At 72.1% G+C, this 14,244-nt stretch carries 13 protein-coding genes; 4 read left to right on the top strand and 9 right to left on the bottom strand.

Going from position 1 to position 14,244, the window contains the following annotated elements:
- Positions 1-564 precede the first annotated feature (564 nt).
- The gene (locus tag IE325_RS10030) at positions 565-1,323 is read right to left on the bottom strand and encodes an LOG family protein (protein WP_190069436.1); all 759 of its coding nucleotides are present in this window, start codon (positions 1,321-1,323) and stop codon (positions 565-567) included.
- 109 nt (positions 1,324-1,432) lie between these two features.
- Complete coding sequence (dapE, locus tag IE325_RS10025) at positions 1,433-2,512, bottom strand: succinyl-diaminopimelate desuccinylase (RefSeq protein ID WP_190069435.1); 1,080 nt, start codon at positions 2,510-2,512, stop codon at positions 1,433-1,435.
- A gap of 96 nt (positions 2,513-2,608) precedes the next feature.
- On the opposite strand from dapE, the gene IE325_RS10020 reads away from it, so the two are divergent.
- On the top strand, positions 2,609-3,571 hold the full coding sequence (locus tag IE325_RS10020; RefSeq protein ID WP_190069434.1) for a VldE C-terminal domain-containing protein: 963 nt from the start codon (positions 2,609-2,611) through the stop codon (positions 3,569-3,571).
- Between the two features lie 358 nt (positions 3,572-3,929).
- Complete coding sequence (locus IE325_RS10015; RefSeq protein ID WP_190069433.1) at positions 3,930-4,427, top strand: ATP-binding protein; 498 nt, start codon at positions 3,930-3,932, stop codon at positions 4,425-4,427.
- 120 nt (positions 4,428-4,547) lie between these two features.
- Here the strand turns inward: IE325_RS10015 and IE325_RS10010 are convergent, their stop codons facing one another.
- Together IE325_RS10010 and fdxA are read right to left on the bottom strand one after the other, a co-directional pair.
- On the bottom strand, positions 4,548-5,642 hold the full coding sequence (locus tag IE325_RS10010) for a bifunctional succinyldiaminopimelate transaminase/glutamate-prephenate aminotransferase (protein WP_190069432.1): 1,095 nt from the start codon (positions 5,640-5,642) through the stop codon (positions 4,548-4,550).
- Positions 5,643-5,765: 123 nt separating this feature from the next.
- Entirely contained in the window at positions 5,766-6,086 is a 321-nt protein-coding gene (gene fdxA, locus IE325_RS10005; protein WP_019058397.1) for a ferredoxin, read from the bottom strand.
- Positions 6,087-6,226: 140 nt separating this feature from the next.
- Between fdxA and IE325_RS10000 the strand changes: the two genes are divergently transcribed.
- Together IE325_RS10000 and IE325_RS09995 are read left to right on the top strand one after the other, a co-directional pair.
- On the top strand, positions 6,227-7,219 hold the full coding sequence (locus IE325_RS10000; protein WP_190069797.1) for a GNAT family N-acetyltransferase: 993 nt from the start codon (positions 6,227-6,229) through the stop codon (positions 7,217-7,219).
- Between the two features lie 39 nt (positions 7,220-7,258).
- The gene (locus IE325_RS09995) at positions 7,259-8,110 is read left to right on the top strand and encodes a transglutaminase family protein (protein ID WP_190069431.1); all 852 of its coding nucleotides are present in this window, start codon (positions 7,259-7,261) and stop codon (positions 8,108-8,110) included.
- Positions 8,111-8,122: 12 nt separating this feature from the next.
- On the opposite strand, the gene IE325_RS09990 is transcribed toward IE325_RS09995, so the two are convergent.
- The 5 genes from IE325_RS09990 to IE325_RS09970 form a co-directional block, all read right to left on the bottom strand.
- Positions 8,123-8,737 (bottom strand): response regulator transcription factor, encoded by a 615-nt coding sequence (locus tag IE325_RS09990; protein WP_190069430.1) that lies wholly within the window; start codon positions 8,735-8,737, stop codon positions 8,123-8,125.
- Complete coding sequence (locus IE325_RS09985; protein ID WP_190069429.1) at positions 8,734-9,900, bottom strand: histidine kinase; 1,167 nt, start codon at positions 9,898-9,900, stop codon at positions 8,734-8,736. The genes IE325_RS09990 and IE325_RS09985 overlap by 4 nt, the downstream gene beginning before the upstream one ends.
- Positions 9,897-10,637, bottom strand: coding sequence for an ABC transporter permease (locus IE325_RS09980; protein WP_190069428.1), 741 nt, complete (start codon positions 10,635-10,637; stop codon positions 9,897-9,899). The genes IE325_RS09985 and IE325_RS09980 overlap by 4 nt, the downstream gene beginning before the upstream one ends.
- A complete protein-coding gene (locus IE325_RS09975; RefSeq protein ID WP_190069427.1) occupies positions 10,634-11,563 on the bottom strand; it encodes an ABC transporter ATP-binding protein in 930 nt (309 codons plus the stop codon). Before IE325_RS09975 ends, IE325_RS09980 begins: the two co-directional genes overlap by 4 nt.
- A gap of 131 nt (positions 11,564-11,694) precedes the next feature.
- Positions 11,695-14,115, bottom strand: coding sequence for a hypothetical protein (locus tag IE325_RS09970; protein WP_190069426.1), 2,421 nt, complete (start codon positions 14,113-14,115; stop codon positions 11,695-11,697).
- Between the last annotated feature and the right edge of the window lie 129 nt (positions 14,116-14,244).

Genomic DNA, 14,244 nt, shown 5'->3' with positions numbered 1-14,244 from the left:
TCCCATCCCCCAGGGGCTCAGCCCCGTCGCCCCCACTGGGGCTGCCGCCCCAGACCCCGCTCCGGCCCTGAAGGGGCCTTGTCCTCAAACGCCGGACGGGCTGAGAGATGCGGACCGGTGTTGGGAAGTGCCGTCCCGCCATCCCTGACGCCCCCTACGGGTGGGTGGGGGTTAGGGACGGCATGGCCCCGTGCTCGAACGCCGGACGGGCTGGGAGATGCGGGCCGGTGTCGGGAAGTGCCGCCCCTCCGGGTGGGTGGGGGTTGGGGATGGCGTGGCCCCGTCCTCGAACGCCGGACCGGCTGGAAGACACGGACCAGCGCTGGGAAATGCCGCCCCACCGGGTGGGTGGGGGCTAGGGATGGCATGGCCCCATCCCCGAACACCGGACCGGCTGGAAGGTGCGGACCGGTGTTGGGAAGTGCCGTCCCGCCATCCCTGGCGCCCCCTCCGGGGTGGGTGAGGGCCAGGGATGGTGGGGTGCCGTTCTCGAACGCCGGGCCGGCTGACAGTGCCGGCCGGCGTCGAGAGGTGCCTCGCCGTCTCCCCGGCTCAAGCCCAGCGCTAGCGCCCCGCCTCCTTCGACACCAGTGCCACCGCCTCCTCCACGTCGTCCGTGACGTGGAAGAGGAGGAGGTCCTTCTCGGCTGCCTTGCCCTGGGCGATGAGGGTGTTCCTGAGCCAGTCGATGAGGCCGCCCCAGTACTCGCTGCCGAAGAGGACGATCGGGAAGCGGGTGACCTTCTGGGTCTGGACGAGGGTGAGGGCCTCGAAGAGTTCGTCGAGGGTGCCGAGGCCGCCGGGGAGGACCACGAAGCCCTGGGCGTACTTGACGAACATCATCTTGCGGACGAAGAAGTAGCGGAAGTTGAGGCCGATGTCGACGTAGGGGTTGAGGCCCTGCTCGAAGGGGAGCTCGATGCCGAGGCCGACCGAGATGCCGCCCGCCTCGCACGCGCCCTTGTTGGCGGCCTCCATGGCACCGGGCCCGCCGCCCGTGATCACGGCCCAGCCGGCCTCGACCAGGCCCCGGCCGAGGCGCACTCCGGCGTCGTACTCGGGAGAGTCGACCGGTGTGCGCGCCGAGCCGAACACGCTGATCGCCGCGGGGAGTTCGGCGAGGGTGCCGAAGCCCTCGATGAACTCCGACTGGATGCGCAGGACCCGCCAGGGGTCGGTGTGGACCCAGTCGGTCGGCCCGCCCGCGTCCAGCAGCCGCTGGTCCGTGGTGCTCGCGGTCACCTGGCCGCGCCGCCTCAGGACCGGTCCCAGCCGCTGCTCCTCCGGTGGCTGCTTCTTGCCCTCGGGGTTGCCGGTAGCCATGTAGCGCTCCCTCCGCTTGCCAGGTCTTTCCACGTCAGCGTAGATCCATCCGGGTTACGGACGGGGGACGTGAGCATGTCCGCCATGAAGCGCCGTCCCGGCGGCCCCGCTACGCCGTGAGCCACGCCCTCAGCCGGGCCTCGCCCGCGAGGATCTTGGCCGTTTCAACACGTTCGTCCCGCTTGTGTGCCAAATGCGGGTTTCCCGGGCCGTAGTTGACCGCCGGGATACCGAGCGCCGAGAAGCGGGAGACGTCCGTCCAGCCGAACTTGGGGCGGGCGACCCCGCCGACCGCCGCCATGAAGGCCGCCGCAGCCGGGTGGGAGAGGCCGGGGAGCGCGCCGCCCGTGTGGTCGTCGATCACGAACTCCTCGACCCCGCAGTCGGCGAAGACCTCGCGGACATGCGCGACCGCTTCCTCCTCCGTGCGGTCAGGGGCGTAGCGGAAGTTGACCGTCACCACGCATTCGTCCGGGATGACGTTGCCCGCCACGCCGCCCGAGATGCCGACCGCGTTCAAGCCCTCGCGGTACTCCAGGCCGTCGATCACCGGGTAGCGCGGTTCGTACGAGGAGAGGCGGGCCAGGATCGGGGACGCCGCGTGGATCGCGTTCGAGCCCATCCAGGAGCGCGCGGAGTGGGCGCGCTCGCCCTTGGTCTTCAGCAGCACCCGGAGCGTGCCCTGGCAGCCACCCTCCACCTCGCCGTCCGACGGCTCCAGCAGCACCGCGAAGTCGCCCTGAAGCCACTCGGGACGGTTCTCGGCGATGTGCTTGAGGCCGTTGAGGTCGGCGGTGACCTCTTCGTTGTCGTAGAACACGAAGGTCAGGTCGCGGTTGGGGGCCGGGACCGTCTCCGCGATGCGCAGCTGTACCGCGACGCCGGACTTCATGTCACAGGTGCCGCAGCCCCACAGGACGCCGTCCTCGTCCAGCCTCGACGGGACGTTGTCCGCGATCGGCACCGTGTCGATGTGCCCCGCGAGGATCACGCGCTCCGCCCGGCCCAGGTTCGTCCGCGCCACGACGTTGTTGCCGTACCGCTCGACCGTGAGGTGCGGCAGGGCGCGCAGGGCGGTCTCGATGGCGTCCGCCAGGGGCTGTTCGGTGCCGCTGACGGAGGGGAAGTCGACGAGCTGCGCGGTGAGCTTCGCGGCGTCCAGCGTGAGGTCAAGGGAGGTGTCGGCCATGGTGCCGACCCTAACGCGCCAGCCCGTCACCCCACTTTTCCCACCGATTTTCCACACGGCCCATACTCCTCAGTAACCTCAGCTACCTTGTAGGATGTGCCAGAGTCGTCACCCTCCCCCAAGCGCCGTGGCCGCCTCCTCCGCAGCGGGGCGGCCTTCATGGTCCTGCTCGCCGTCGCGGGTTATCTCGCGGTGCAGTACGTCACCGGAGGGACCGGGACACCGGGCTGCGATGTCGTCTCGGGCAAGGGCGATGGCGCCAGATACGAGTTCACGCCGGAGCAGGCGGTGAACGCGGCGACGATCGCCGCCGTCGGCACCGGCCGCGGACTCCCCGAGCGGGCCGTCACCATCGCGCTGGCCACCGCCCTCCAGGAGTCGGGGCTGCGCAACATCGCCCATGGCGACCGCGACTCGCTCGGCCTGTTCCAGCAGCGGCCCTCGCAGGGCTGGGGCACCGAGAAGGAGATCCAGGACCCGATCTACTCGGCGGGCATCTTCTACGAGCACCTGGTCAAGGTCCGCGGCTACACGGAGTTGCCGCTCACCGTCGCCGCACAGCGCGTCCAGCGCAGCGGCTACCCGGAGGCGTACGCCAAGCACGAACCGGACGCGACCCTGCTCGCCGCCGCGCTCACCGGGCGTTCGGCGGCCACCCTGACCTGCGAGGGACGTCCGGGCGCCACCCGGGCCGCAGGGGCGGACTCCGTACGGGACGCGCTGCTGCGGGACTTCGGGCGGGACGCGCTCCAGCCGGCCGCGGCGGAGGTGAGCGGCGAGAAAGCCACGCCCTCGCCGACACCGTCCGTGATCAAGGAGGACGACCGGACCGTCGTGCTGCCGGTGCCCGCCGCCAAGAATTCCGGGGAGCGTGGGTGGCAGCTGGCCCACTGGGCCGTGGCCAACGCCTCTGATCTGCACATCAAGCGGGTGTCGTACGCGGGCCGGGAGTGGATCGCCGGGAACACCGACAGCCAGTGGCGCGCGGTCACCGCGCCGGGGTCGTCGGCGGCGGGCGGGAGCGCCGCGGGCCCGGTGCGGATCGTGACGAGCCGGTAGAAGGCCGCGCGGTACGCCCTGCCGTTCGACCGGTCACCCTCACGGGTTGCCCGAGGTGTTGGGCGGCGATGGCATGGGCAGGTTTTCGCGCGGTCATCCCCGAATCCGTCAAAAGCCTTGAGAACAAAGGGCTGTAAGGATTCGGCGGGCTTTCCGGCGGGAAGCGCTTTGCCCGTTTTTATCCGCAGGCGATAATGCGACGCATTGCCAACTCTTTACATTGGGGCGCCGCAACCTTCGCGGGCTTCGAGCGGTAGTCACTGCGTCCGAGCCCGGAGATCAACAGCCAGTCGGTCAACTGCCGGGCGGCGTCGGACACTTCATCGTTCTTATCCGACATACCCGTCGAAGGAGCATCATGTCCCTCCCCCTGACCCGCCGGATCGCCCGTGCCGCGCTGCTCGTCGCTGCGGGGGCGGCTGCCGGGGTCGGTGCGGCCGGCTCCGCCAGCGCGGCCCCCGAACTGCCCGACGCCTCCAAGGTCGGCGGGCTGACCGCCCTCGACGGCACGACCGTCGTCGACGGTGCGGCCGCGAACGCCACCGGGATCGCGGGTGGCGCCGTCGACACGGCGGTCGACCAGGCGCTGCCGACCGCCGCGAAGGCCGGCGACAAGGTGACGAAGACCGGCGGCAAGGCCGCGAAGAAGGCCGTGCCGACCGCGGCCAAGGCCAGTGGCAAGGTGACGAAGACCGGCGGCAAGGTCGCGAAGGAGCGGGCCACCGCCGCGCAGGAGACCGCGGGCGGCGTGGCCGGGTCGGCCGGGGCCGTCCTCGGCGACGTGGCCGGATCGGCGACGCAGGGTGGGCTGCCGTCGACCGGGGCGCTGCCGGTGCAGGGTCTGCCGGTCAGCTGACGATCGGCTGCGCCCGGCTTTCGCCGACGGGGTTCAGGGAGTTTCCCTGGGCCCCGTCGGCTTTTGTGTGCGTGCGGCTCGGTCTACGTCAGCTGGGGACGGGGCCGGTTCGGGCAGTGGCTACGCCAGCCGTCGTACCGCCGCCGCCACCCGCTCATCCGTCGCCGTGAAGGCCACCCGTACGTGCTGGGCACCCGCCTCGCCGTAGAAGTCGCCGGGGGCTACCAGGACGCCCAGGTCGGCGAGGTGGGCGACCGTCGTCCAGCAGGACTCGTCGCGGGTGGCCCAGAGGTAGAGGCTGGCCTCGCTGTGCTCGATGCGGAAGCCATGGGCTTCCAGGGCCTTGCGGAGGGCCTTGCGGCGGGCGGCGTAGCGGTCGCGCTGGACGCGGACGTGCTCGTCGTCGCCGAGGGCCGCGATGACCGCCGCCTGGGTCGGGGCCGAGGTCATCATGCCGCCGTGCTTGCGGATCTCCAGGAGGGGGCCCAGGACGGCGGGGTCACCGGCCAGGAACGCCGCGCGGTAGCCCGCCAGGTTCGAGCGCTTGGAGAGGGAGTGCACCGACACGATGCCCTCGTACGAGCCGCCGTTCACATCCGGGTGCAGGACCGAGACCGGGTCGGCCTCCCAGCCCAGCTCCAGGTAGCACTCGTCGGAGAAGAGCAGGATGCCGTGCGAGCGGGCCCAGGCGACGATCCGGGTGAGTTCGGCCTTGGACAGGACCTTGCCCGTGGGGTTGGACGGGGAGTTCAGCCAGAGGAGCTTCAGGCCCCTCGGGTCCAGCTCGGTCGGGTCGTCGTACGTCTCGTAGTCCGCTCGGGCCAGGCGGGCGCCCACCTCGTACGTCGGGTAGGCGAGGCGCGGGTAGGCGACCCGGTCGCCCGGGCCCAGGCCCAGCTGGGTGGGGAGCCAGGCGACCAGTTCCTTGGAGCCGACGATGGGCAGGACGTGGCGGTGGGTGACCTCGCGGGCGCCCAGGCGGCGCTCCACCCAGCCGGTGATCGCGTCGCGCAGGGCCGGGGTGCCCCAGACCGTCGGATAGCCCGGGGAGTCCGCCGCGTCGATCAGGGCCTTCTGGACCAGCTCCGGGACCGGGTCGACCGGCGTGCCGACGGAGAGGTCGACGATGCCGTCGGGGTGCGCGGCGGCCGTTTTCTTGTACGGCTCCAGCTTGTCCCAGGGGAAGGTCGGAAGACGGTCGGAGACTGCGGACACGGGATCTGACTCACTTTCTGGTACAGCCGCCGGTACTGCCGGATATGGCAACGCCTCGGTCCCGTACGACGATCAAGGTGATCGAGCCGTACGGGACCGAGGCGGCGCGCGTGCGGGCCGCTCTTACTGGTTCTGCGGCGGCAGCGCGGCGACGAAGGGGTGGTCGCGCTCGATCAGGCCCAGCTTGCTGGCGCCGCCGGGGGAGCCGAGCTCGTCGAAGAACTCGACGTTCGCCTTGTAGTAGTCCTTCCACTCCTCCGGAGTGTCGTCCTCGTAGAAGATCGCCTCGACCGGGCAGACCGGTTCACAGGCGCCGCAGTCGACGCATTCGTCCGGGTGGATGTACAAGGACCGGGAGCCCTCGTAGATGCAGTCGACCGGGCACTCCTCGATGCACGCCTTGTCCTTCACGTCGACACAAGGCTGCGCGATGACGTAGGTCACGCTGTCGTTCCTCCTCGATAGGGCGCTGGCGGGCCTCCGTAGGCTCCGCCGCCTGGCGCGCGGGAGCGCGGCGTCGTCGATGCCCGCCCCTAGTATCTCCGTTCTTGGGCATGATCCGAACAGGAGGGGTGAACCGACCTGTGGAAATATCTGCGAGCGGGCGCTTCGAGGTCCGTGTCACCGCTGCTGACGTGGGTAAACGGGTCTCCGTACGCCGCCTGAACGATCCTGCGACTCCGGGTGAGAAGTTCACCGACACGGTGGGTGTTCTCGCATCCTGGGACGACGGTGTGCTCCGGATCACACGGAAGAGCGGTGAGACGGTCAGGATTCCGGAAACCTCCCTGGTCGCGGGCAAGGTCGTGCCCGCCGCGCCCGCCCGCCGCCGGGGGCCCTCCGCCTCGTACGAGGAACTCGCGCATGTCTCCACGCGCGCGTGGCGGCCGGTGGAGAGCGAACGGCTCGGGGAGTGGGAGCTGCGGGCCGCGTCCGGATTCACCCGGCGGGCCAATTCGGCGCTGCCGCTCGGCGACCCCGGGCTGCCGCTGCCGGCCGCGCTCGATGCCGTACGGCGCTGGTACGGCGACCGTGGGCTCCCCGCGTACGTCCAGACCGCGACCGGCGCCGAGGGCACGCAGGAGCTGCTGTGCGCGGAGCTGGAGCGGCTGGGGTGGGTGCGGGAGGTCTCCGCCGAGATGTGGATCGCGGCGCTGGCGCCGATCGCCGACCTGGACGAGGGCGCCGGAGTGGTGCTGGCCCGGGAGGCGGACGAGGCTTGGCTTACGCGGTATCAGCGCAAGGGGGTGAGCGAGGTGGCGTTGCGGGTGCTGGGGAGCGGGCCTTCGGTGTGGTTCGCGACGGTCCCGGCTGCCGGCGGCGGTGCGCCTGCCGCCATCGGGCGGTGTGTCGTGGACGGGCGGTGGGCCGGGTTCGCCGCCGTGGAGGTGGATCCGGCGCTGCGGCGGCAGGGGCTGGCCACCCGGGTGATGGCCGCGCTGGCCCGGCGGGCCCTCGACGAGGGGGCGTCGGCGGCGTGGCTGCAGGTCGAGACGGACAACGTGGGCGCGCGGGAGATGTACGCCGGGATGGGGTTCACCGCGCACCACGCGTACCACCACTATCGATCTCCGTGAGGAGCGGTACCGATCGCCGTGAAAGGGCACGAGCCACCTATGCGTCCCCTGTACCCCCCGACCCCCGAACGCTCCGCCGAGCTGCGGCGGCGGTTCGCCGAAGAGGCACGGTCCGAGCGGCCTGACCTGTCCGTGCTGTGTCTGCTGCTGGGAGCGGAGGCGGACGGGGCGCTGGACGAGGCCGGGCTGGACTCCGCGCAGATGGAGCTGGACGACCTGGCCGGACAGCTGCCGTACCGGCCCGGCGGGCCGCGGGCGTGGGCGGTCGCGCTGCGGGAGCTGCTCGGCGAGCGGTACGGCTTCCGCGGGACGCCCGGGGACTATCAGCGACTGGAGTCGTCGTTGCTGCACGAGGTCCTCCGGAGGCGGCGCGGGCTGCCGATCCTGCTGTCGGTGGTGTGGCTGGAGGTCGCTCGGCGGGCGGGGGCCCAGGTGTACGGGGTCGCCCTGCCCGGTCACTTCGTGGTGGGGTTCGGGCCGGCCGACGATCAGGTGCTCGTCGATCCCTTCGACGGGGGGCGGCTGCTGACGGGCAGCGATGCGGAGCTGCTGGTGGTCGGGGCCACGGGGGCGCCGTTGGAGCAGTCGATGCTGACGGCGGCGGATCCGCTGGAGGTGGTGCAGCGGATCCTCAACAACATCCGGGCGTGGGCGGCCGCCCGGCCCGAGCGGACGGATGTGGCCCTGTGGGGCGTGGAGCTGTCGTTGGCGCTGCCCGCGCATCCGGCCCGGTTGCGGTTCGACCGGGCGCAGTTGCTCGTCCAGCGGGGGGATTTCCTCAAGGGCGCGGACGAGTTGGAGGCGTACGCGGAGGTCGTGGGCGCGGTGGACGAGGCGACCGCGGACCGCATCCGGCACAAGGCGCAAGCCGCGCGGGCGATGCTCAACTGACCGCCGCCGGCACTACAGCCAGCCCTTCTCCCTCGCGATCCGTACCGCCTCCGCCCGGTTGCGTACCGCCAGCTTCTGGATCGCCGTCGACAGGTAGTTGCGGACCGTGCCCTGGGACAGGTGCAGGGTCGCCGCCAGCTCGGCGTTGGTGGAGCCGTCCTCCGCCGCCCGCAGGACCTCCCGCTCGCGGTCGGTCAGCGGGTTGGCGCCCTCCGCGAGTGCCGCCGCGGCCAGGGTCGGGTCGATGACCCGCTCCCCCGCGAGCACCTTGCGTACGGCCTCGGCGAGTTGGGCCGCGGGGGCGTCCTTGACGAGGAAGGCGTCGGCGCCGGACTCCATGGCGCTGCGGAGGTAGCCGGGGCGGCCGAAGGTGGTGAGGACGACCAGCTTGACGTCCGGGAGTTCCCGGTGGACCCGGGCCGCCGCCTCGATGCCCGTCATGCCCGGCATCTCGATGTCCAGCAGGGCCACGTCGATGTCGTGGGCCCGGGCGGCCGCCAACACCTCGTCGCCGCGTGCGACTTGGGCGACGACCTCGATGTCGTCCTCCAGGCCCAGCAGGGCGGCCAGGGCCTCGCGGACCATCGACTGGTCCTCGGCGAGGAGGACCTTGATCGTGCGGCTCATGAGCCGGATCCTACGGCCCGGTCACCGGGCACCGGGACCCGGGCGACCAGCCGGAAGCCGTGCCTGGCCCGGCCCGCCTCCAGCGCGCCGCCCGCCTTCTCCAGGCGCTCGGCGAGGCCGGTGAGGCCGTTGCCGGGGCCCTCTCCGGAGCCGCCCGAGCCGTTGTCCTCGACGGTGAGTTCCAGGAACGGCCCGTCCAGGGTCTGCCGGTGCAGCAGCTCGACCGTGCAGGCGTTCGCGCCGCTGTGCCGTACGACGTTGGTGACCGCCTCGCGCAGCGCCCAGGCGAGGGCCGTCTCGCTGTCCTCGGGGACGCCGGTGAGGTCGGGCTCGGCGGGGAGCCCGGCCGTGACGCCGGCCGCCGTCAGGGCGACCCTGGCACCCGCCAGCTCGGCCGCCAGGCGCGGGCGACGGTAGCCGGACACCGCCTCGCGGACGTCGACCAGGGCCTGCCGGCTGACCTGCTCGATGTCGGCGACCTGCTGGGCGGCCTTGTCGGGGTGGGCAGGGAGCATGCGGCCGGCGAGTTCGCTCTTGATGGTGATCAGGGAGAGGGAGTGGCCCAGCAGGTCGTGCAGGTCTCGGGCCAGGCGCAGGCGCTCCTCGTTGGCGGCGAGCTGGGCGACCGTGGCACGGGCCTCGCGCAGGGCGATCGTGGTGCGGACGAGTTCGCGTACGCCGGTCATGGCGAAGCCGCCCAGCAGGGCCGGGATCAGCAGCGCGGGCAGGAATGCCGTGCCGTCCGGTGTCGCGAACGCGAGCGCCGTCATCAGCGCGCACGCGCCCGGGATGGTCCAGCGCGCCATGCGCAGCGGCAGGGCCGCGCCGGACGCGATGGAGACGTACACGAAGAGCACCAGCCACTCCCGGCCCAGGGTGAGGGCCAGGAGGGTGGACTGGGCGGCGAGGACGCCGAGGGAGGCGAGGACGACGCTGTTGCGTTCGCCGCGGCCGGTGCGGAAGAGCAGCAGCATGTACCAGGTGACGAATGCCGCGAGGCCGATCCAGCCGAGGATCCGCACGCCCGTGCTGTGCCCGCCGTGCAGCAGGTCGCCCGCCGGTGCGCTCAGGTACACCAGCCAGATGCCGGTCCACAGGACCTTGACGAAGCGTTGCTTGCGGTTCTCCGGGCGCTGCCCGATGCCGACGCCTGTGCCGCTCACGCCTTCAACGTGTCCTTCCGGTACAGCCAGGCCGCGCCGCCCGTGAACAGGGCGAAGGAGACGACGAGGACGACGAGGTCCTTCGCGTGCGGTGCCTGGCTCTGTTCGATGGCCTGCCCGAGGGCAGCGTACGCGTGCGTGGGCACCCACTTGGCGATGTCCTGGAGCCAGGACGGGAAGGACGTCGTCGGCATCCACAGACCGCCGAGGATGGACAGCCCGAAGTAGGTGATCATCGTGATCGGACGGACCGCGTCCCCGCTCGCGAGATAGCCGAGGGCGACGCCGAGCGCGGCGAAGACGAGGCTGCCGGCCCAGATCGCGCCGGTGAGGGCGAGCCACTGCCAGGCGTCCAGGCGTACGTCCTTCACGACCGCCGCGACGGCGAAGACGATGACGATGGACGGCAGGCTGACCACGGCCGCGCTCGCCGTCTTCGCCAGCACATACCCGCGGCCCGGCAGCGTGGTGAGCCGCAGCTGCCGTACCCAGCCGCTCTCGCGCTCCTTGGCGATGCGCTCGCTGTTGCCCATCAGGACGGCGGTGAGCGCGCCGAAGGAGGCCATGGAGACCATCATGTAGGTCGGCAGGGTCAGCCCCGTGCCGTCGACCTTGCTGGTGCTGTCGGCGCTGCCCGCTATGAGCAGGAACAGCAGCGACGGGTACAGCACGGAGAAGAACAGGAACTTCCGGTTGCGGAGGGCGCGGGTGAGTTCGAGTCGGATCAGGCCGTTCATGACGTACGTGCCTCCTCGGCGGTGGTGATGGCGACGAACGCCTGCTCCAGGCCGAGCCCGGTGACCTCGAGGCCCAGGGGGTACAGGCCGAGCCCGTACAGGGCGTGGACGGTCGCGTCGGCGTCGGAGGACTGGATGCGCACGGTCCGGCCGGAGACGGCGAGGGTGGTGAGGAAGGGCAGGTCGCGGAGAACGGACTCGTCCACGGTGCCGTCGGCGAGGTCGAAGGAGATCCTGCGCACCCCCGCCTTGGCCTTGATCTCGGCCGCCGTGCCGTCGGCCAGCAGCCGGCCCCGGTGCAGCACGAGCACCCGGTCGGCTATCGCGTCGGCCTCCTCCAGGTAGTGCGTGGCGAACAGGACCGTGCGCCCCTGGGCGGCCTGTTCGCGCATGGTGGCCCAGAAGGCCTGGCGGGTCGTGACGTCCATGCCGGTCGTCGGCTCGTCCAGCACGATCAGGTCGCTGTCGCCGGCCGTGGCGAGGGCGAAGCGGACCCGCTGGGCCTGGCCGCCGGAGAGCTTGTCGACCTTGCGGTCGGCGATCTGGGTGACGCCGGCACGGGAGAGGACATCGGCGACCTTGTACGGCCGCGGATGCAGATCGCAGGCCAGCCGCACCAGCTCGGCCACCGTGACCTCGTCCATCAGGCCGCCGCTCTGCAGCATGGCGCCGACCCGTCCGGCGACGATGGCCGAGCGCGGGTCGGTGCCGAAGAGGCCGACCGTGCCGCTGTCGGGCTGCTTGAGGCCGAGCAGCAGATCGAGCGTGGTGGACTTGCCCGCCCCGTTCGGGCCCAGCAGGGCCACGGTCTCCCCCGGGTGCAGCGCGAGCGTGAGGCCGTCGACGGCCCGTACGCTCCCGTAGCTCTTGCTCACCTGGTCGAATGCGACCACCGGAGTCGTCGTGTTCAACGCTGTCGTTGTCATGTCGCCAAGACTGGCCGCGCGGGGTGCGGGCCCGGCAGTGTCGGCGGTCCTGACTGCCGGATGACAGATGTCATACGACGGCCAGGGGGCACCCGGCGAGTGCCGGGTGCCCCCTGGTCCGAGCGGTCGGGCTAGCTCGGGTTGGTGTCGATGGTGACGGTGCGCTCGGCCGCCGACTTGCCGCGCAGGGCCTTGCGCAGGGCGGAGGCGACGTCCTGTGGCAGGACATCACGCTTGCCGCTCGCGCCGTTGATCTGCACCCCGTCGAAGGTGTTGCCGTACGCCGTCTTGAGCGCCGTGAGGTCGTACGTGTCCACGAGCTTGCCGTCGACGGCCTTGGCGCCGAGGATCTTCGGCAGCGACAGGGAGCCGAACTGGATGCTGTGCGCGGCGTCCGTCTGGATCGTGACCTTGTCGGCCATCGCCGGCTGGGCGAACTCCTTCATGAACCGGTCGACCTCGGCGTTCGTGACCGTCGGCTGCTGGGTGGTCGTCGCCACCTGCACCGCGCCGGACTGGCCCGTCTCCACCTGGGTGCGGTACGCCTGTTCGACCGCCGTGGCCGACTTGGCGGCGTCGATGCCCTTGCCGGGCTTGCCGTAGACGGCGACCGCCTTGCCCGTCTTGAAGCTGACCGTGCCCTCGGTCACCGAGCCGGAGCCGCCGGACGCGTCCCGCAGGGCGGCCTGCAGCTTCTCGCCGTCGGTGGGCATGACCGGGTCGACGACCCGTTCGTTGCCGAAGAGGGAGCCGATGACCGAGATCGGGTTGTAGTCGCTGTTCGCGGCCGTGCTGACGGTCTGCTGCATGTCGAACTGGAGCCCCGCCTGGTCCGGTTGCAGCTCCACGGTCTTGCCGCCCACCGACAGCTTCAGCGGTTTGCCGACCCGGTCGTCGAAGGCGTCGTTGAGCTTCTTGACCGCGTCGTCGCGGGTGCCGCCGCCGATGTCGACACCGAGCACGGTGGTGCCCTTGGGCACGTCGGTGTGGTTCATCAGCAGACCGGCGCCGTAGAGGCCGCCCGCGAGGACGACCACGCCGCCGCCGATCAGCGCCAGCTTGCTGCGGCCCTTCTTCTTGGGCGCGCGGGAGGACGAGGAGCCGGCGGAGGACGGCTCGGGGAGCTTCGGGGGCGTGTGCGGCCCGGGTGCCGCGCTGTCGCCGCCCGGCCCGAAGGGTCCGCCCTGGGCGCCGCCGGGCACGACCGGGATGCCGCTGGTGACGGTGTGGCTGGAGACGTTGTCCGCCACGCCGCCGTAGTTCGGGTTGCCGGGCTCGGGGGCCGGTTTCTGCGGCGTGAGGATCGCGGTGTCGTCGCTCATGCCGCCGCCGGGGCCGTGACCCGGGGGCTGGAAGCCGGCGCCGGGGCCCGCGGGGCCGTTCGGGCCGTTGCCGGGGACGCCGGGGCCCGTGGGACCGCCGCCGGGACCGTTCGGGCCGTTGCCGGGACCGTTCGGGCCGCCTGCCCGGGGCGGGCCCGCGTGGATGCCGGGGACGGTGAAATTGCCGGGCAGACCGGAACCACCGGGCGCCCCGGGTCCGCCGCCGCCGACCGGCGGCACCATGGGACCGTCGCCGGTGACCGGGCCGGTCGTGCGGCCGGCGGGGCCCTGTGAGCCGCCCCGGCCGCCATGGCCGTTCGGGCCGTTGAAGTCGCTGGAGCCGCCGAAGTCGCCGAAGTCGCCCGGAGCGCTGAAGTCCGCGGCCGGGTCGAAGCCGCCGGGGCCGCCCTGAGCGCCGTAGCCGCTCTGGCCGCCTGGGCCGTTCGGACGGCCGCTCCCGCTTCCGTTCCCGTTCCCGTTCCCGTTCTCCGAGAAGTACGGCAGGTCGTCGCGGCGCACCTCGCCGCCCGGGGAGGTGCCGTTGCCGCCGCCCAGCGGGCCCGCCGCCAGTGCCTCGGTCACGTCGAAGGAACCGGTGCCGCCGCCGTGCCCGGGGGCCACGGGGCCGCCGGTCGCGCCGGGGAGCCCCGCGCCGGGACGGGAGCCGCCGTCCGGCCGGGCGCCGTTCGCGCCACCGGGACGGGAGCCGCCGGGCACGCTCATGGAACCGACGACACCACCGGGACGCCCGGCACCCGCGCCGTTGGCTCCCGCGCCCGAACCGCCGGGCAGCCCGGCCCCGTTGGTGGCGGGGCCGCCCTGACCGCCCTTGCCGCCCGAGGACTTGCGCGGCGCGAACCAGTCGCTGGTCTTCTCGTCGGCCTGCGCGGCGGGCTCGGCCTGGGGCTCGACATGACCGGTGGCCGTGGAAGTGACGCCGGACGGTGCCGGTGCCTCTACTTCGGCGGCATCGCCGGTGTTCTCGGCAGCCTCGGTGACGGGCTTGCGCACGACGACCGGCGGAATGGGCCGGGACCCGGGGATGTTGATCCGGATCCGGGTCGTCAGCGTGGTCTCGGTCTTGCGTTCCTCCGGCTGCGAGCCCGAACGGGCCGCGTCCGCGCCGCTGTCGGAAGCCATGGGGGTCCCGTACGGCGGCGTGCCCGAGGGGTATGCGGCTCCGCCGCGCCCGTTGGGCCCGGAGGACGGAGTGTCAGTTTCACGACTCAAGGCAGGTTCTCCCGGTTGGCTCCACCGCCCGTTTCGCCCTCATTGCTGGGGGCGGCTCGGCGGCGCGCACCACCATACTGGCCACTTCTGGCCCGCATCCCACGACCGCCTGGGAAACCCACACGGGAC

The sequence above is a fragment of the Streptomyces lanatus genome (assembly GCF_014655715.1).
In the GTDB taxonomy this organism is placed as follows: domain Bacteria; phylum Actinomycetota; class Actinomycetes; order Streptomycetales; family Streptomycetaceae; genus Streptomyces; species Streptomyces lanatus.
Note: the sequence above shows the minus strand (reverse complement) of the source record. Positions and strands in the feature narration are given on the sequence as shown.